Here is a 15,898-nt window from a genome sequence, read left to right as displayed (position 1 = left end):
GGGAGGGATGATGTCCAAATAGGATGAGCGCGCGGCTATTCCAAGGGCGGCGGCGCGTTGATCAGGGGCGGCGCGAGTGGCGCGCCCGCTGCCTCGGCGCTGCGGATCGCAGCGATTTCGGCTTCGACCGATTCGACGCGGGCCTGCCAGCGTGGGTGGGTTCCGGCCTGAAACAGCACCGGCCCGCCCTGCTTGCCATAAGCGCGCCAGAAACGTGGCGCCGCGCCCATGTCATAGCCCGCGCCGTGCATCAACCACACCGACAGCCGGTCAGCCTCGACCTCGGTCTGGCGAAAGAGCCTTGCGCTGCGCCCGAATTGCTTGCCGAGTCCGCGATCAACCCCCGCTGCATCGAGCCGCGCGCGGTGGCGCAGGATATTATGGGCAAGCTCGTGCGCGACCGCGGCGGCGAGTTCATTGTCGTCGGCTGCGAAGCTCGCGAGCCCGGCGTTGATCAGCACCAGCCGTCCATCGGCAACCCCCGCCACCTGCTTGCGGTCCTCGACGCGAAAGTCGCTGGCGCATCCCGCGATGGGGGTGACGCTGACGGTCCGGTCATTGCTTGTCGCAATGTCGATCGCTGCATCGGGAGGCAGGGTGCCGAGCCGGGTTTCCAGCGCAGTGATGCGTGCGAACGGGTCGCCATCGGGCTGTGCCGACAGGGGAATGCCATTGATTGCAAGGATCGCGGCACCGACCGTCAATCCTGCGGCGGCCGCGGGTGATCCCGGTGCGATCGCCGCGATGAAGGGCGCATCGGCATCGCTGGCCTGATAGGTGGCGCGGGCGCCGGCGCGGTCGGGCGCGCCGTAGAGGCGCAGGTCGCCCCACAGCCAGCCGAGCTGCGGCTGAACCGACGGGCACCAGGCGGCATTGGCGGTCGTGAGGCGAAATCCGATCGCCGCGACGCGTGCCTCGAGCGCCGCGAGCGTCGCGTAAGGCGCAGGCTCGGTCGGCGTGGCGGCGAGCGCGGGCGTCGCGGTCAGGATCGACAGGGCGGCAAACAGGGATCGGACGGAACGCGACATGGGCGCGGCTTATCAAGTGCGGGCTGTCGCGGCCATGAATATTCCCAAAAGGCCCGGCTTTCGGCCTCTTGCCTATCGCCGGGCAAGGGGCGATAGGGCGGCGATGACGAAATTCTCGACAAATGCCCGTCCTTCGAACCCACGCCCCGCTGCTCTGGCGCGCTGGCTGTGGGCGGTCGCCCTGCTGGTGATATGGGTGATCGCCGTCGGCGGGATCACCCGCCTGACCGAATCGGGGCTGTCGATCACCGAATGGCGTCCGGTTTCGGGGGTCTTGCCGCCGCTCAATGAAGCCGACTGGGTCGCCGAATTCGAAAAATATAAGCAGATCCCGGAATATAGGGAGATCAACCTCGGCATGTCGCTCGCCGGGTTCAAGGCGATCTTCTTCTGGGAATGGCTGCACCGGATTTTGGGGCGGCTCGTCGGTATGGCTTTGGTCGTTCCGCTCGTCTGGTACGCTTGGCGCCGGGCGATCCCGGCGGGCTATGGCCCACGCTTGCTGGCGCTTGCGGCGCTGGTCGGGATGCAGGGCGCGATCGGATGGTGGATGGTCGCATCGGGGCTCGAATATCGTACCGACGTCAGCCATTTTCGCCTCGCCGCGCATTTGCTGACCGCGCTGTTCCTGCTTGCCGGGCTGGTGTGGACGGCGCGTGATTTGCGGGTGCTGGCGCAGGATAGCCGTGCGCAGCCGGCCCGGCTGACGGGCTTTGGTATCGGTGTGATCGCGGTACTGTTCGTTCAACTGCTGCTCGGCGCCTGGGTTGCCGGGCTCAATGCGGGCTATGTCGCGAGCACATGGCCGTCGATGAACGACCATTTCGTCCCCGAAGGCATCGACTGGTCGGGCGGCGTGTGGATGGCATTGACCAATGATCCCTTTCTGATTCACTTCCTGCATCGCTGGTGGTCGTGGGTTGCCGCGCTCCTGTTGCTGCTGTTGGCGCGAGCATTGTCGCGGCGCGGCGCCTCGACGGAGGCGCGGTTGCTGATCCTCGTCGTTGCTGTCCAGATGGCGCTGGGCATTTTGACCGTCGTGACCGGTGTTTCGATGTGGATCGCGGTGTCGCATCAGGTGGTCGGTGGGTTGCTGGTCGCCATTACGGCGGCGGCGCTCCACCGGCTGGGGCGACGCCCTGCATGATCATGGCCGGGGCCTTGGGCGGTGCGTTGCTGCTGCTTGCGGCACCGGCGTCCGGGTCTTTGCCACCAGAGCCGCCACCGAGCGCCGCCACGCAAATTGATTTCGCACCACCCGTCGGCCGGGAAATGACCTATCATGTCACGACGCGCCGTCTCGGCCGCGACGGCGCGCTGATCAGTTTCTCGCTCGTCTATGCGCTGCAATGGCAGCGCGCCGGGCGCGGTTATCAACTGGCAGCGACCTTGCAGCGGATCGAGTCCGACGCGCCGCCGGAGGTCCTTCGCTTGCTGAGTTCCGCGCTTCAGCCGCTGGTCGGCGAAACCCTGACCTATCTCGTCGCGCCCGACGGCCGTCATGTCGACATGATCGATTCGGACGGTCTGTGGGAACGGGTCGCCGAGCGTACGCAGGCGCTTGCGGCCGGGGCGGACCAGCCGGAGGCGCGAAAGCTTGGGGCCATGTTGGCGGCGCTTCCCGCCGAGGAACGCCGGCGACAGGCAAGCGCCGAGATTCGTGCGCTCGTCGCCCTGGCCAACCCCGATATTCCGGTTGCGGGCGGGGTAAGGCAGGATGGTGCCGTGCGGACGATCGTCACGGCGGAGCGGGAAATTCTCCCGATTGGTGAGGGCGCCCGGCCGTTGGAGGTCGACAATCGCTGGACTATCGATACCACGACCGGACTGGTGCTGAGCGAACAGCGGCAGAGCTGGATCGTCGAGCCCGGGAGCAAGTCGCGGACGCTGGTCGAGGAGCGGATGCGGGTGCTCCATCCTGGTACGAACGAATGATGGTATCATAATACCCGTCAGCAAAGCCGCGCTATGCTTGACTTTCCACTCATCTGGCTCCATTGGCCCGCTCCGAAGCGCCGCTGTGTCCTTGCTGGACGGGCGGCGCGGTTTGTTTCGGGCTGCCGGCATCGTGCCGATTGCCCCAGTCCATATCTGTCAAGGAGCGTGCCATGATGAAGGCGCTGACCAAGACGACCGTATCGGCCAATGCCGCAACGGTCGAAAAGAAATGGGTGCTGATTGACGCCGAGGGTCTCGTTGTGGGCCGCGTTGCATCGATCATCGCCAGCATCCTGCGCGGCAAGCATAAGCCGAGCTTTACCCCGCACGTCGATTGCGGTGACAATGTCATCGTCATCAACGCCGAAAAGGTGGCGTTCACGGGCAAGAAGCTTCAGGACAAGCGTTACTATAAGCACACCGGCTATGCCGGCGGCATCAAGGAAACCAGCCCGGCCAAGATCCTGGAAGGTCGTTTCCCGGAGCGCGTGCTTGAAAAGGCCATCGAACGCATGATTCCGCGTGGCCCGCTCGGTCGCCAGCAGATGCGCAACCTGCGCGTTTTCGCCGGCGCTGCACATCCGCACGAAGGGCAGAGCCCCGAAGTGATCGACGTCGCGTCGATGAACCGCAAGAATAAGGTGGGTGCATAATGGCTGACGAACAGACCATGACCGATCTCAAGGATCTCGCCGGCGCCGTCGAAGGCACCGTCGCTCCCCAGATCTCGACCGCACCGCTGCGCGAGAAGATCGTCGACAAGCAGGGTCGCTCCTATGCGACCGGCCGTCGTAAGGACGCCGTTGCCCGCGTGTGGGTCAAGCCCGGCACGGGCAAGATCACCATCAACGGCCGCGACCAGGAAGTCTATTTCGCACGTCCGACGCTGCGTCTCGTCATCAACCAGCCCTTCGGTCTGACCGATCGCGTTGGTGCCTATGACGTGATCGCAACCGTCAAGGGCGGCGGCCTGTCGGGCCAGGCGGGTGCCGTTCTTCACGGTATCGCGCAGGCACTGACCCGTTACGAACCCACGTTGCGCGGCGTCGTCAAGACCGCCGGCTTCCTGACCCGCGATAGCCGCGCCGTCGAGCGTAAGAAATACGGCAAGGCGAAAGCCCGTCGTAGCTTCCAGTTCTCGAAGCGCTAAACAGCTTTTCCATCGACGGATGGAGAAGGGGAAGGGCGGTCCGGCAACGGGCCGCCCTTTTTCTATGGGCGAGAGTGGAGGCCGCGAGTTTCCGTTTTGGGGTGCAAAGTCGCCACAGCTTCTTAACCCTCGTCACCCCGGACTTGATCCGGGGTCCAGAAGGCGAGGGCGGCCATGGATCCCGGATCAAGTCCGGGATGACGAAGGGGGAATGTCTGAATTGGGGTGGTTAGCTGACATGAAGATCCTCCCTGTCGCGCAGCGATGGGGAGGGGGACCGCCGCCGCAGGCGGTGGTGGAGGGGCCGCGACGGTGCGCCATGGCCCCTCCGTCAGCCCTTCGGGCTGCCACCTCCCCATGCCTGCGGCACAGGGAGGATCGAAAGGCCGGCAATCGGTCGTTCGCTGCCATTCCCATATGCAACTAGAGCAAGTCCAGACTCCCCAACGCCAGCGCTTGCCGCGCCGGGCGTTCGGCCATCACCGCGAACATTTCGTCGCCGCGCGCGGTGCGTTCGACATTCATCGACGCGAACACCGCCATGAAATAGCCGGTCAGCGCGCCGACGCGATAATCGTCCCACAGCGCGTCGGTGTCGGTCGCGATCCCCGCCGTCCGTAGCCTTGCGATCCACTGGTCGAAGGCGGGGCGGTCGGCGGCGGCGCGCTCGGCGGGGTCGGCGATGCTGGTGCCGACCAGATAGGCGAGGTCGGCGGCACCGCTGCCGCGCCCCAGCGTCTGCCAGTCGACGAGCCAGATTTGGTCGCCCTTGGGCGCGAACAGGATATTGTCGATGCGCAAGTCGCCATGGACGATCGTCCGCGCGGCGGGCTCGCGGCCCATGAAGGCGTCGAGCCGCTCGACCAGCCCCGCGCCGACATTGAGCAGTTCGGGAGCCAAGCGGTCGGCATAGCGTTCGCGAAAGCCCAGATAGAGTTGCGGGAAGAGCGCGCGGACCAGCGCGCTATTGTCGCGCGACAGCCAGGGCAATTCGGCAAGCCGCGGGTCGTCCCACAACAGTGCATGCAGCCGCGCCGCGGCGTCGATGCACGGGCGCAATCCCGCAAGGCCCAGCCCGGCGAGTTGATCGCCCGCCCGGGCAGGCGCGAGGTCGGACAGGATCAGGATGAAATCGACGTCATCCGCCGCGATATCGGCGAAATGGCAATGCGGACCGGGGACGCCGCTGTCGGCCGCCAGTTCGCGATACCAGCTCACCTCCTTGACATAAGTGCCGGTGAGCTTGGCGATGTTGCGGCTTGCCTCGTCGTGGCTCGGGCATTTGGCGATGACGCTGGCGGGTGCGTCGACTCCGCCTGCCCAGTCGAGCGTCAGACGAAAGCTGTCACACATCTGCCCCGTGCCGACCTTGGCGACGGTGAAGCCGCGCAGCGCGTCTGCTTGCTGTCCCAGCGCCTCCGCGAGCCACGCCGGGGTCATCGCGTCGGGCGAGATCGGAAAGCTCATGCCGCGGGGTCCATCAGGCCCGTGAGCCCGCTCGGCAGATGCGGCCCGACGAACAATTGTTCGAGCATGCCGACGCCGCGATGCACCGTCGCGCCATCGGTGAGTTCAGCGGTGGTGAAGGACTGGATATGCATGGCAAGCGGATTGCCCCAGCCGCGTTCGGCCTCGGTCAGGCTGTCGTGCGCGACCGCGACCTCCGCCCCATGGTCGCGTCCGTGCGACCATGTCGGATGGGTATAGCCAAGCCCGCTCATCGCAAACACCGGGCCAGATGGCGCGAGTGCCAGCGACCGGCCCGCGCCCATGTCGGTACGCATTTTCGCGATCCGCCGTGTCCCCGCCTGCCAGTCGATTGCGAAGCGCGCGGCGTCGAAATGCTGTTCGGCGCCGTGATCGGTGATGATCACCGCGCGGCGATTCCATGGCGCGCCGACGCCATCGTCATTGCTGTGGAAGAAGAGCGAGCGATCGCCGAAATTGCAGGGGGTCCACAGCCAGAAGAACTGGTTGAAATTGCCCTCGGGTGGCGGCTGCGGCTCGCTGGCGCCGACGGGGCGCACGCCCCAACTGCGGTCGCGGGTTCCGGCCCAGTCGCTGCCGACATCGACGCGTTGGCCGTTCACCGACAGCCAGCCCGACCAGCGGCCGTTCTGCGTCATCCGCGTATAGTCCATGAACAGGCGCGTGCCGGTGCGGCGGATGAAGCGCGGCTCCTCGATCGGGAAATGGCGGCCGGTGAAGGTCAGCTCGCCCGCGAGCAATCCGTCGTTCGCGGCGATGCGCAGCGTCACCACCTCTAGCGGAATATCGATCGCGAACGATATCGGCCCGACGCTGAGGTCGAGCCGCTCGCCGCCCGAGCGGCGGCTGGCGCGGAGGTTATATTGCACCCCGTCGAGGACGACGCAGAAGCTGGCATCGACGATCCCGAGTTGCGGGTAAAAGCCCATCGCCGCGGCGAAAAACACCGAGCCGTCGGGAGCATAGCCGTTGAAGAAATAGCGGTCATAGAAATTGCGGTCGGTGCCCGCGAAGGCAATCGGCTCGCTCGTCTGGTGCAGTGGAAAATCGTCGCCCTTGGTCAGCATCGTCTCTCATCCCGTTTTTCTTTGCAACCTAAGGCGATGAGGCCTGCTGTCAATGCACCGGCGGATCGACCGGCGGCACGGCGTCGATCGGCGCGACGGGCTCGCCCGGCTGGCGCGGGGGCAGTGCGTCGGGCGGGATATCGCCGATCTGCATATCTGGGGTCGGCACCGCCTCGACATTGCGGACCCTGACGGTCAGCGCGCCATCGGCGAATCGCAGTTCGTTGAAGCCCGGCGGGGTCGACCGGATGCGCTGCGACAGCGTACCGGCGCCGATCATGCGAATGGGCCCGGCATCGGTATCCGCGACAAGATCGAAGGCGTCATGGACATGGCCGGTGAGCACCGCTGCGACCCCGCGCGCCGCGAGTTCGCGGAGCGCGCGCGACCCGCCGCGGGTCAGTGCGCGGCCACGCGTTCCGGCTTCGACCAGCGGATGATGCGCGGTGACGAGCGCTTTGGTGCCGGGCGGCAGCGCGTCGATTGCGGTGAGGGTCTTCGCCAGCGCTTTCGGCGTCACCCAGCCCTTCGACCAATCGAACCGCCACTGCGCGCGCGCGGTCGTTTTCAGCGGGACGATGGCAAGGCCGGGCAGGTCGATCTCGCGCTCGATCAGCGCCTTGATCCCGCGGATACGCCGATAGGGATAGAGGAAGCGCGCGACGGGGTTGAAATAGGGCAGGTCATGATTGCCGACCTCGACCGTGACCGGCACGTCCAGCGCGCCGATCCAGTCGCACGCGGCGGCGAATTCGCGCGACCGCGCGCGCATCGTCAGGTCGCCGGTGATCAACACCGCATCGGGTGGCTCGCGGCGCACGATATCGGCGAACCAGGCGAGGGCGGCACGGTCCTCAAGCCCGAAATGCAGGTCGCTGATATGGTAGAGCCGCGTCATGCCGTGGAGACGAAGTCCACCGCGCTGGTCCCGATGGCAAAGCGCGCGGGCGATGGCATTTCGCCCAGCTCGCCGTCATGTTCGAGGCTGATCGCCGCATCGCTTTCGAGGATGATCGTCTCGCCGGTGGCGATCGCTTCACTCGGCCCGTCACGAAAATCACCGCCGAGCCAGGCGAGGCCGTGGCGCAGCACATCGCCCGTGCCTTCGGTCAATATCCCGTCGGCGCGCAGGCCTTCGGGGGTCGGGGTCAGGATGACCGCGGGATAAGCCTGTGTCTGACCCGCGACCCGGACGCCCGGAGCATTGAGCATCGTGTCGAGCGCCTCGGGAGCGGCGCGGCTCGCTTCGATCAGACCGTCCTGCCGCATCGTCTCGCGCACCTCGGCCCAGCGCGTTGCGGGGCCGGCGATGATGGTAATGAAGGCGTCGCCGGCATCGCTGCGAATGATCGGGATCGGGCGGCGGCGTCCTTTGCCCGCCAAGGCGTCGGCCAGAATGTCTGGTGCTGGCCGGTCGCCGTGGAGCGCCTTCGACAGCAGGTTGAGCGTTCCGCCGGGGAGAGGCAGGATTGCGCCGTCCCATCCCTCGGCGCGCGTCGCGGCGGCGTTGATCGTCCCGTCGCCGGTCCACACGAGCAGCAGGTCGATGTCCTGCACGCGCAGCGCGGCGGCGTCGGGAATGTCGCCGTCGGGCAATGCAAAGGTCGCGATGAGCGGGGTGCCGTGGGCGGCGCAGGTTTCGGCGATATGGTCGAGGATGGTTTCGTCATGGCTGCCGCTCTGGCTGTTGCAGACGAGGGCGGGGCGGCTGAATTTGGCTGTCATGCGCTTTCCTACGCATGAGCGTGGAAAAGGTGACGGGCAGGGATTGCGACAACGATCCTCCCTGTGCCGTAGGCATGGGGAGGTGGCAGCCCGCAGAGCTGGCGGAGGGGCAATAAGGGCCGCGCTGCGCCGCCGCCCCTCCACCACCGCTTCGCGGCGGCCCCCCTCCCCATCGCTTCGCGACAGGCAGGATATGGTGGTGACTTCACAATCCAATACGCCCCTCTTCTGTCGTCATCCCGGACTTGATCCGGGATCCAGAAGGCGAGGGCTGCTATGGACCCCGGATCAGGTCCGGGGTGACGAAAAATGGAGACAGGGCCTTCTCCCTCTCCCTCCCCGCTTGTTCACCGCCGCGTCGCCCTGTAGGACGCGCGCTTCACGGCGGGGCCGCAATCCATAGGGGCGACGGTTGATCAAATTCATCATCGTGGTGGCGCTGCTCATCCTGCTGTTCGGCGGCGGGGCGAAGCTGGTCGTCGCGAGCGGCGCGAAGTCGCTCAACATGGCCGACCGGCTGCTCGGGCAGGGCGATGGTGCGCGACTGCTGCTGGGCGGCCAGCTTTACGGACGCGGGCCGCGCCAACTGCTCGACATCTGGGTTCCCGAAGGCGTGCAAGACGGCGACCGTTTGCCGGTTGTCGTTTTCTTCTATGGTGGCGGCTGGGATAGCGGCGATCGCGAAAGCTATGGTTTTGTCGGTCGCGCGCTGGCGAGCCAGGGCTTTGTCGTTGTCATCCCCGACTATCGGCTGGTGCCCAAGGCGCATTGGCCCGATTTCCTGCAGGATAGCGCGACGGCGGTCGCTTGGGTGCACGAATATATCGGCACCTTGGGCGGGGATCCGGACCGGATCGCGCTGATGGGCCATTCGGCGGGGGCCTATAATGCGGCGATGCTGGCACTCGACCCGCAATGGTTGCGCGGCGCGGGCAGCGACCCGGCGGTGATCCGCGGCGTTGCGGGCATGGCTGGTCCCTATGATTTTCTGCCGCTCGAAAAGGGCGGCCGCGCCGAGAAGGCGATGGGCAAGGTGCGCCCCATCGAAAAGACCCAGCCGATCGCCTTCGCGCGCGGCGATGCGCCGCCGATGTGGCTCGCGCACGGCGACGAGGATGATGTGGTGCGGCCGCGCAACAGCCAGAATCTCGCCGCCGCGATCGAAAAGGCGGGCGGGTCGGCGATGCTGCGCATCTATCCCGGCATGGGGCATACCGGTATTGTGATGGCGCTGGCGCAGCCGTTTCGCGGCAAGGGGCCGGTGCTCGACGAGGCGAGCGATTTCCTGCGCGGCGTAACCGGGCGGCGTATCGCGCCTGCGAGTGAGATCACCGCGAAATGAGCGCTCCCATCCCCGCCCTTGTGCTGGCCGGCAGCCGCCCCGGCCCCGATCCGCTGCTCGACGGTAGCGGCGTTTCGACCAAGGCGCTGCTCCCCATCGCGGGCGACGCGATGCTCGTTCATGTCGTGGGCGCGCTCGCTGCCTCGCCGCTGGTCGGGACGATCACCATCCTCGCGCAGAATAGCGCCCGGTTGGCCGCCGAACCCGCGCTCGCGAATCTTCCCGGCGACATCATATTTCAGGATTCGGGGCAGGGGATCAGTAGTTCGCTCGCCGCTGCGCTGCCGCCGGGCGACGACCCGGTGCTGGTGACGACCGCCGATCATGTGCTGCTGACGCCCTCGATGATCGCCGAATTTCTGACCGGCGCCGCGGACAGCGACGTCGCGGTCGCGATGGTCGAGCGCGAGGTCCTGCTCGCGCGCTATCCGCAGTCGCAGCGGACATGGCTGAAATTTCGTGGCGGCTGGTGGTCGGGGGCGAATATGTTCCGCCTCAATGGGCGCCGGGCGCTGCCGCTGCTCGATTTCTGGGGGCGGATCGAACGCGACCGCAAAAAGGGGCTGAAGATCATAGCGGCTTTCGGCCCGTGGCTGCTGCTCGGCGCGTTGTTGCGTCTCTTCACCATCCAGCAGGGCATTGCGCGGGCCGGGCTGCGTTTCGGACTGAAGGCGAAGGTCGTGCCGATGTCCGAAGGCGAGGCGTGCATCGATGCCGACAAGCCCGTCGATATCATCTTGATCGAGCAGATTTTCGCGGCGCGTCGCGCTAGCTAAGCCGCAGCGTCCGCCCGGTCTTGCCGAGCGAGGCGCGGTCGGCGAGCGGCAGCGCAAAGCGCATCGATGCCCATATCCCGGCTGCGGCGATCAACGCGATCAGCGGCAATGCGATCGCATCGGGCAGGCGCCCGGCGAGCAGTGCCGCAATCCCTGCGATCAAGGTGATCCCGATCCCGCGCAGCGCGACGCGCGGGAACTGGTGGTCGAACGGATGGAGCTTCTCGTTGATCGCAAGCTGCAGCATCGGGATGCCCGCCATCACGACGAGTCCGATCGACATGGCGAGCGTGACCCCGGTCAGCGCGCCCATATGGTCGACGATCAGCCAGCCGGTGGCGATCGCGGCGATCACCCCGACGATGCTCGCGGTCAACTGGTCGCGGAAGGCGGCGACGACCTGCAGCACCGGCAGCGAGATGCCGAACACCGCCTCGACCGCGCGGGCGAAGAGCAGGATGACGAGCGCGGCCTGCGCGACATGCGCCTGATGCCCGAACAGGCTGAGCAGCGACGAACTGCCCGCCGCAAGCACGGCGGCGAGCGGCAGGGCGATCGCGAGGATCAGCCGCGTCGCATAGGCGTAAATATCGGCGACCTGCGCGCGGTCGGACCGCTCGGCGCTGGCGGCGAGCGGCGCCATCACATAGACGAAAGCGATGCGAACGAGCTGGACGACGCTCGACAGTTTGCGCGCGATCGTGAACAGGCCCGCCGCCGCCGCGCCCGCCGCGCCGGGGAGCAGCAGGTTGAGGATCAGCGCGGGGGCATCGCCGAACAGGCGTCCGATGATGTTCGACGGCAGCATCGACAGCCCGGCCCAGAAGGTGCTGCGCGCGGTCACGGTCATCCAGGGTCCGCGCCACAGGTCGGCAAAGCTGTAATAGCGCGCAAGCAGGCGGAGGCTGAGGATTGCGGTGACGCCCAGTGAGCAGATATGCGCGATGAACAGGCCCTTGAGCCCCCAGCCGCCGGCGAAGAACAGTCCCGCAAAGACCAGGCGCAAAATCTGTTCCCAGACGATACGCAGGCGAATTTCGGCGCCGAACACCATCCGCGCGCGCATCGCCGAGGTCGCGATTTCGACAAAGGCCCAGAGCGGAAGCGCCCAGACGAACAGCCGGATCGCGGGCGCGACTAGGGGCACATCCTTGTCCGCGACGTTGAACAGCGGCGCGAGGTCGGCGGCGAAGAAAGCGATCAAGGCCGCGACGATGATGCACGGGCCGACTCCAAAGATCATCGCGGTGCGCAGCGCCGCCGCCGCTTCGGCATCGCTCGCCGATTGCGGCACGGTGCGCTGCATCGCGCTGGTCATTCCGGTGTCGAAGATATTTTCGAGCAGGTTGATCGTCGACCAGAGCACCGCATAAAGGCCGTAGCCCGCGAGTCCGAACATCAACACATAAAGCGGCTGCGCGACAATCTCGACCACCGCGCCCAGTCGGGCGAGCACGGTGGTGCCCAGCCCGCGTGCGACGCTGCGGCTCGTTACGGCGGGTTGGGCGGCGGCGTCTTCGCTCATTCTCTGCGCACCTAGCGGCTTGCCTGCGGCCCCGCCAGCGGCTTTCGCGCTTTTGCGTCCTTCACCCCCTTGTCGTTGCGGTTAATCGGGTCTAGTCCGACCCGCAATTGCATCAGGGAGCCCTTCATATGGCCGAATTTCGCCTGCCCAAGAACAGCCGTCCGCAAAAGAGCGGCAACGTCCACAAGGCCGAGGGCGCGGCTGCGGTCAAGAAATTCAAAGTCTATCGCTACGATCCCGACAGCGGCCAGAACCCCCGCTTCGACACGTTCGAGATCGACACCGAAAAATGCGGCCCGATGGTGCTCGACGCGCTGATCAAGATGAAGAGCGAGCAGGATAGCTCGCTGACCTTCCGCCGTTCGTGCCGTGAGGGCATTTGCGGCAGCTGTTCGATGAACATGAACGGCAAGAACGGCCTCGCCTGCACCACCGCGATCGAGGATCTGAAGGGCGACATCACGATCACCCCGCTGCCCGCGATGGACGTGATCAAGGATCTGGTCCCCGATTTCACCCATTTCTATGCGCAGTACAGCTCGATCGAGCCCTGGCTGAAGACCAAGACGACGACGCCGAGCGGCAAGGAGCGGCTGCAGTCGCCCGCCGAACGCGAAAAGCTCGACGGGCTGTACGAGTGCATCCTGTGCGCCTGCTGCTCGACCAGCTGCCCCAGTTACTGGTGGAATAGCGACAAGTTCCTCGGCCCCGCGATCCTGCTTCAGGCCTATCGCTGGCTCGCCGACAGCCGCGACGAAATGACCGGGGAGCGGCTCGACGAGCTGGAAGATCCCTTCCGCCTTTATCGCTGCCACACGATCATGAACTGCGCGAATGCGTGCCCCAAGGGCCTCAATCCCGCGCGGGCGATTGCCGAAGTCAAGAAACTGGTGGCCGAGCGGCAGGTGTGAACGACGGGATCGAGGAACCGAAGCGCCGCGACCATTTCAGCGCCGAGGCGCTTGAGGATGGCTGGCTCAGCTGGAACCTCAGGGATCCGAGCCGCTTCAACAGCTTCATCGAACCGCTGTCGGTGCGCGCCGAGCCGCCGACGTCCGACGGTCGGCCTTGCGCGCGGGTGCGGATGCTTCCGACGCGCAAACACAGCAATTTGGGCGACAATGTCCATGGTGCGGTGACGCTTGCGCTCGTCGACATTGCGTTGTTCGCGGCGTCGCATCAGTTCGGCTCGCTCAACGCTGGCCATTCGGTGACGCTCGATCTCTCGACGCAATTTGTCGGCGCTGGCCGACTCGACGAGCCGCTCGACGCGGTGGTCGAGCTGGTCCGCGAAACCGGGCGGCTGATTTTCCTGCGCGGTCTTGTCGTCCAGGGCGAAGGCGACGAGCATATCGTCCTCAGCTTCGCCGGCACGATTCGCAAGGCGAGCAAGGACCGCGGCTGATGTCGGTGCTTTCGGCTTATGATGCACTGGTTGCGGGCGGCGAGTTGCGCCCCGACCCTGAGCAGCGCGCCGCCGCCGAGCGACTGAACCGCCTGCAAACGGAGCTGGAAGCGGCGCCGCCGCGTGGTAGTTTGTTGTGGCGGATTACCGGCCGCAAACCCGAAGCACCGCGCGGCGTTTACCTGTGGGGCGCAGTCGGGCGCGGCAAGTCGATGCTGATGGACCTGTTTTACGACGCACTGCACATTCAGCGCAAACGGCGCGTCCATTTCCATGCCTTCATGCTCGAAGTTCATGCGCGGATGCGCGAGGTGCGCAAGAGCGAGAGCGGCGATCCGATCCCGCTGGTTGCCGACGCGCTCGTCGCCGATGTCCGCTGCCTCGCCTTTGACGAGATGGTGGTGAACAACAGCGCCGACGCGATGATTCTCTCGCGCCTGTTCACCGCACTGATCGAGCGCGGGGTGACGGTGATTGCGACCTCGAACCGGCCGCCCGGGGATCTCTATAAGGACGGGCTCAACCGCGAACATTTCCTACCCTTCATCGCGCTCGTTGAACAAAAGCTCGACGTGATGGGGCTCAATGGTCCGACCGATTATCGCCGCGACCGACTCGGCGACGGCGCGCGCTGGTTCGTGCCCGCCGACGATGCCGCGAGTGCGGCGCTGTCGGCCGCCTTCTTTCGCCTGACTGACTATCCACCCGAAGATCGCGCGCATGTCCCTTCGCTGGACCTTGACGTCGGCGGCGGGCGTATGTTGCATGTTCCCAAGGCGCTGAAGGGCGTCGCGGTGTTTTCATTCAAGCGGCTGTGTGCCGAGGCGCGCGGCGCGTCCGATTATCTGGCGATCGCGCGCCAATTCCACGCCGTCATCATCGTCGGCATCCCGAAAATGGGCCCCGACAATCGCAATGAGGCAGCGCGTTTCGTCACGCTGATCGACGCGCTGTACGAATATCGGGTCAAGCTGCTCGCGAGCGCGGCGGCGATGCCCGATGCGCTTTACGTGGCGGGCGACGGTGCCTTTGAGTTCGAACGAACGGCGAGCCGGCTTTCCGAAATGCAGTCCGACGATTATCTGGCGCTGGGCCACGGCCCGGCTGACGGGATGCCTGCGACCTAGGCGATTGCCAGCAGGACGCCGCTGGCAATCTTGCCCCATCGCGATGAATGGACCGTCACGGCGATGAGGTTGCGGACGTAACGCACCTCATGCGCCAGATGGCCCACCCCCTGTTCGATTGTCCGCCGCACCGTGCGGAGCGGCCGCGGCGCCGCAACCGCGATTCGGATCGGGTGCGCGGGCGGCGCGGGCAGGGTGGCAAAGCCGCCACTATCGATACGCGCGTCGTCAGCGACGGTGCGGCACAGTGCCTCCATCCGCGCGATGGCGAGGTGGTTCGGCACTTCGCGGTCACGGCTGAGCAGCTCGAAGCTATGGCTGAAGGCCGAAAACTGGATTGCGCCGCTCGCTGCACTATGGTCGAGCGCGTCGCGCATCTCTTCCTCCGACATCGCGCAAAGCTGTGCCGGGCGGAAGCGGTCGGCGCGGTCCATCACGCCCCCGACCGGCACTTCGCACACGCCCAGATGGTGGCGCATGCCGACATCGCCGGGGTCGAGCGAGATAGTGCAGCCGTGGCTGCGATAGGCGCCGTTGAAGCTGCTGTCGAAGCGAAAGCCGAGCGCAGCGAGCGCGCGCAGCGTGTCGTCGTTGGCGCCGAAATTGCCCGCGCGAAATGCTGTCGGCGCTGGCGCTCCGGCGCCGACCAGAATGTCGCGGGCGAGCGCGATCAGTTTCTTCTGTTTGGGCAGCGGAAAGTCGCCGATATTGCGCCCTGTCAGGCGGCCGGCCGGATTGAAGCGTGCGAAGGCGAGCCATTCGGTGTGGATATGCAGCTGCACTTCGTGTCCGCGCGCGACGATCGGCTGAACGATCATGTCGACGACAGCAGGCCCATAAACCAGCGCAGGCATCGGATCGACAAAGAACACGCCGGTCAGGTCGAAGCGTTCGAGCATGTCCATCTGGAAGTGGATGCCATAGTCGCCGTCACGGCAGCGGCCAAGGATCGAGCTTTCGAAATTGGCGCGTGCGTCGGCACCTCGTTGGTAGAGGCCTGCCGACAATTCGGTGTCAAAGCTGATGATTGCGCGCGTCATCCGCGCCAGCCTAGTCGGAATTGAGATAAGGACGGGTTAACCCCTGCGCGCGCCGATTGTCGCTCCTCGCTCTTGCCGAAGATGATATTAACGCCCATCTTCCGGTTTCTCTGCCGCGCCTTATAGTTATTGCGAACTATTAGCAAAAAAAGGGGGTTTTTCGACCTTTTCGCTGTTGTTTCCTTAAGGGAATCGGCGTAGGGGCGACCCCATCAGTGGGATCGACAAGGGGTTTAAGCCCGTGCCCCCGTCGATCTGTGAAACATTGCCGGGCTTGCCAGGAAGGG

General features: G+C 65.9%; 16 protein-coding genes. 9 read left to right on the top strand and 7 right to left on the bottom strand.

All coding sequences use genetic code 11. The features are described from left to right. Positions 1-35: 35 nt before the first annotated feature. Positions 36-1,028, bottom strand: coding sequence for a M48 family metallopeptidase (locus tag CDQ91_RS09770; protein ID WP_088472521.1), 993 nt, complete (start codon positions 1,026-1,028; stop codon positions 36-38). Positions 1,029-1,131: 103 nt separating this feature from the next. Here CDQ91_RS09770 and CDQ91_RS09765 point away from each other — a divergent pair, with 103 nt between their 5' ends. The 4 genes from CDQ91_RS09765 (at position 1,132) to rpsI (ending at position 4,116) form a co-directional block, all read left to right on the top strand. Continuing rightward, positions 1,132-2,175 carry a COX15/CtaA family protein gene (locus CDQ91_RS09765; RefSeq protein ID WP_088472520.1) on the top strand — a complete coding sequence of 348 codons (1,044 nt, stop codon included), beginning with the start codon at positions 1,132-1,134 and terminating at the stop codon, positions 2,173-2,175. Between the two features lie 125 nt (positions 2,176-2,300). Continuing rightward, positions 2,301-2,963 (top strand): hypothetical protein, encoded by a 663-nt coding sequence (locus CDQ91_RS09760; RefSeq protein WP_088472519.1) that lies wholly within the window; start codon positions 2,301-2,303, stop codon positions 2,961-2,963. Positions 2,964-3,139: 176 nt separating this feature from the next. Continuing rightward, positions 3,140-3,619, top strand: coding sequence for a 50S ribosomal protein L13 (rplM, locus tag CDQ91_RS09755; protein ID WP_088472673.1), 480 nt, complete (start codon positions 3,140-3,142; stop codon positions 3,617-3,619). After that, positions 3,619-4,116, top strand: a complete 498-nt coding sequence (gene rpsI, locus CDQ91_RS09750) for a 30S ribosomal protein S9 (RefSeq protein WP_088472518.1) — start codon at positions 3,619-3,621, stop codon at positions 4,114-4,116. Before rplM ends, rpsI begins: the two co-directional genes overlap by 1 nt. A gap of 423 nt (positions 4,117-4,539) precedes the next feature. Here the strand turns inward: rpsI and CDQ91_RS09740 are convergent, their stop codons facing one another. Genes CDQ91_RS09740 through CDQ91_RS09725 form a run of 4 tightly spaced genes read right to left on the bottom strand, consistent with a single transcriptional unit; the run spans position 4,540 to position 8,396 of the window. Next, positions 4,540-5,583 carry a phosphotransferase gene (locus CDQ91_RS09740; protein ID WP_088472516.1) on the bottom strand — a complete coding sequence of 348 codons (1,044 nt, stop codon included), beginning with the start codon at positions 5,581-5,583 and terminating at the stop codon, positions 4,540-4,542. Further along, positions 5,580-6,671 carry an Rv3169 family protein gene (locus CDQ91_RS09735; RefSeq protein ID WP_088472515.1) on the bottom strand — a complete coding sequence of 364 codons (1,092 nt, stop codon included), beginning with the start codon at positions 6,669-6,671 and terminating at the stop codon, positions 5,580-5,582. The genes CDQ91_RS09740 and CDQ91_RS09735 overlap by 4 nt, the downstream gene beginning before the upstream one ends. A gap of 49 nt (positions 6,672-6,720) precedes the next feature. Beyond that, positions 6,721-7,569: a metallophosphoesterase family protein gene (locus CDQ91_RS09730; RefSeq protein WP_088472514.1), complete on the bottom strand. Its 849-nt coding sequence runs from the start codon at positions 7,567-7,569 to the stop codon at positions 6,721-6,723. Continuing rightward, positions 7,566-8,396 (bottom strand): diacylglycerol/lipid kinase family protein, encoded by an 831-nt coding sequence (locus tag CDQ91_RS09725; protein ID WP_088472513.1) that lies wholly within the window; start codon positions 8,394-8,396, stop codon positions 7,566-7,568. The genes CDQ91_RS09730 and CDQ91_RS09725 overlap by 4 nt, the downstream gene beginning before the upstream one ends. 412 nt (positions 8,397-8,808) lie before the next feature. Between CDQ91_RS09725 and CDQ91_RS09720 the strand changes: the two genes are divergently transcribed. Together CDQ91_RS09720 and CDQ91_RS09715 are read left to right on the top strand one after the other, a co-directional pair. Further along, a complete protein-coding gene (locus CDQ91_RS09720; RefSeq protein WP_088472512.1) occupies positions 8,809-9,738 on the top strand; it encodes an alpha/beta hydrolase in 930 nt (309 codons plus the stop codon). Further along, positions 9,735-10,514 carry a nucleotidyltransferase family protein gene (locus CDQ91_RS09715; RefSeq protein ID WP_088472511.1) on the top strand — a complete coding sequence of 260 codons (780 nt, stop codon included), beginning with the start codon at positions 9,735-9,737 and terminating at the stop codon, positions 10,512-10,514. Before CDQ91_RS09720 ends, CDQ91_RS09715 begins: the two co-directional genes overlap by 4 nt. On the opposite strand, the gene CDQ91_RS09710 is transcribed toward CDQ91_RS09715, so the two are convergent. Beyond that, positions 10,507-12,039 carry a lipopolysaccharide biosynthesis protein gene (locus CDQ91_RS09710; protein WP_088472510.1) on the bottom strand — a complete coding sequence of 511 codons (1,533 nt, stop codon included), beginning with the start codon at positions 12,037-12,039 and terminating at the stop codon, positions 10,507-10,509. The two genes, CDQ91_RS09715 and CDQ91_RS09710, sit on opposite strands and share 8 nt — an antisense overlap. A 128-nt stretch (positions 12,040-12,167) precedes the next feature. Here CDQ91_RS09710 and CDQ91_RS09705 point away from each other — a divergent pair, with 128 nt between their 5' ends. From CDQ91_RS09705 to zapE, 3 genes are read left to right on the top strand one after another with little or no spacing between them, the layout of a single operon-like run. After that, positions 12,168-12,950 (top strand): succinate dehydrogenase iron-sulfur subunit, encoded by a 783-nt coding sequence (locus CDQ91_RS09705; RefSeq protein WP_088472509.1) that lies wholly within the window; start codon positions 12,168-12,170, stop codon positions 12,948-12,950. Further along, positions 12,947-13,444 carry a PaaI family thioesterase gene (locus CDQ91_RS09700; protein ID WP_164499245.1) on the top strand — a complete coding sequence of 166 codons (498 nt, stop codon included), beginning with the start codon at positions 12,947-12,949 and terminating at the stop codon, positions 13,442-13,444. Before CDQ91_RS09705 ends, CDQ91_RS09700 begins: the two co-directional genes overlap by 4 nt. Next, positions 13,444-14,571, top strand: a complete 1,128-nt coding sequence (gene zapE / locus CDQ91_RS09695; RefSeq protein WP_419722556.1) for a cell division protein ZapE — start codon at positions 13,444-13,446, stop codon at positions 14,569-14,571. The genes CDQ91_RS09700 and zapE overlap by 1 nt, the downstream gene beginning before the upstream one ends. Here zapE and CDQ91_RS09690 read toward each other — a convergent pair. Beyond that, a complete protein-coding gene (locus tag CDQ91_RS09690) occupies positions 14,568-15,611 on the bottom strand; it encodes a polysaccharide deacetylase family protein (protein ID WP_088472508.1) in 1,044 nt (347 codons plus the stop codon). The genes zapE and CDQ91_RS09690 overlap by 4 nt on opposite strands. Between the last annotated feature and the right edge of the window lie 287 nt (positions 15,612-15,898).

It is taken from the genome of Sphingopyxis witflariensis, assembly GCF_002205635.1.
Taxonomy (GTDB): Bacteria; Pseudomonadota; Alphaproteobacteria; order Sphingomonadales; family Sphingomonadaceae; genus Sphingopyxis; species Sphingopyxis witflariensis.
The sequence above is the reverse complement of the archived record's forward strand: the minus strand, read 5'-3'. Positions and strand labels throughout refer to the sequence as shown.

Coding starts and splice junctions, on each gene's coding strand:
- CDQ91_RS09765 (WP_088472520.1), top strand. CDS start 1,132: ATGACGAAATTCTCGACAAATGCCCGTCCTTCGAACCCACGCCCCGCT.
- CDQ91_RS09735 (WP_088472515.1), bottom strand. CDS start 6,671: ATGCTGACCAAGGGCGACGATTTTCCACTGCACCAGACGAGCGAGCCG.
- rpsI (WP_088472518.1), top strand. CDS start 3,619: ATGGCTGACGAACAGACCATGACCGATCTCAAGGATCTCGCCGGCGCC.
- rplM (WP_088472673.1), top strand. CDS start 3,140: ATGAAGGCGCTGACCAAGACGACCGTATCGGCCAATGCCGCAACGGTC.
- CDQ91_RS09710 (WP_088472510.1), bottom strand. CDS start 12,039: ATGAGCGAAGACGCCGCCGCCCAACCCGCCGTAACGAGCCGCAGCGTC.
- CDQ91_RS09770 (WP_088472521.1), bottom strand. CDS start 1,028: ATGTCGCGTTCCGTCCGATCCCTGTTTGCCGCCCTGTCGATCCTGACC.
- CDQ91_RS09690 (WP_088472508.1), bottom strand. CDS start 15,611: ATGACGCGCGCAATCATCAGCTTTGACACCGAATTGTCGGCAGGCCTC.
- CDQ91_RS09705 (WP_088472509.1), top strand. CDS start 12,168: ATGGCCGAATTTCGCCTGCCCAAGAACAGCCGTCCGCAAAAGAGCGGC.
- CDQ91_RS09715 (WP_088472511.1), top strand. CDS start 9,735: ATGAGCGCTCCCATCCCCGCCCTTGTGCTGGCCGGCAGCCGCCCCGGC.
- CDQ91_RS09725 (WP_088472513.1), bottom strand. CDS start 8,396: ATGACAGCCAAATTCAGCCGCCCCGCCCTCGTCTGCAACAGCCAGAGC.
- zapE (WP_419722556.1), top strand. CDS start 13,444: ATGTCGGTGCTTTCGGCTTATGATGCACTGGTTGCGGGCGGCGAGTTG.
- CDQ91_RS09760 (WP_088472519.1), top strand. CDS start 2,301: ATGACCTATCATGTCACGACGCGCCGTCTCGGCCGCGACGGCGCGCTG.
- CDQ91_RS09730 (WP_088472514.1), bottom strand. CDS start 7,569: ATGACGCGGCTCTACCATATCAGCGACCTGCATTTCGGGCTTGAGGAC.
- CDQ91_RS09740 (WP_088472516.1), bottom strand. CDS start 5,583: ATGAGCTTTCCGATCTCGCCCGACGCGATGACCCCGGCGTGGCTCGCG.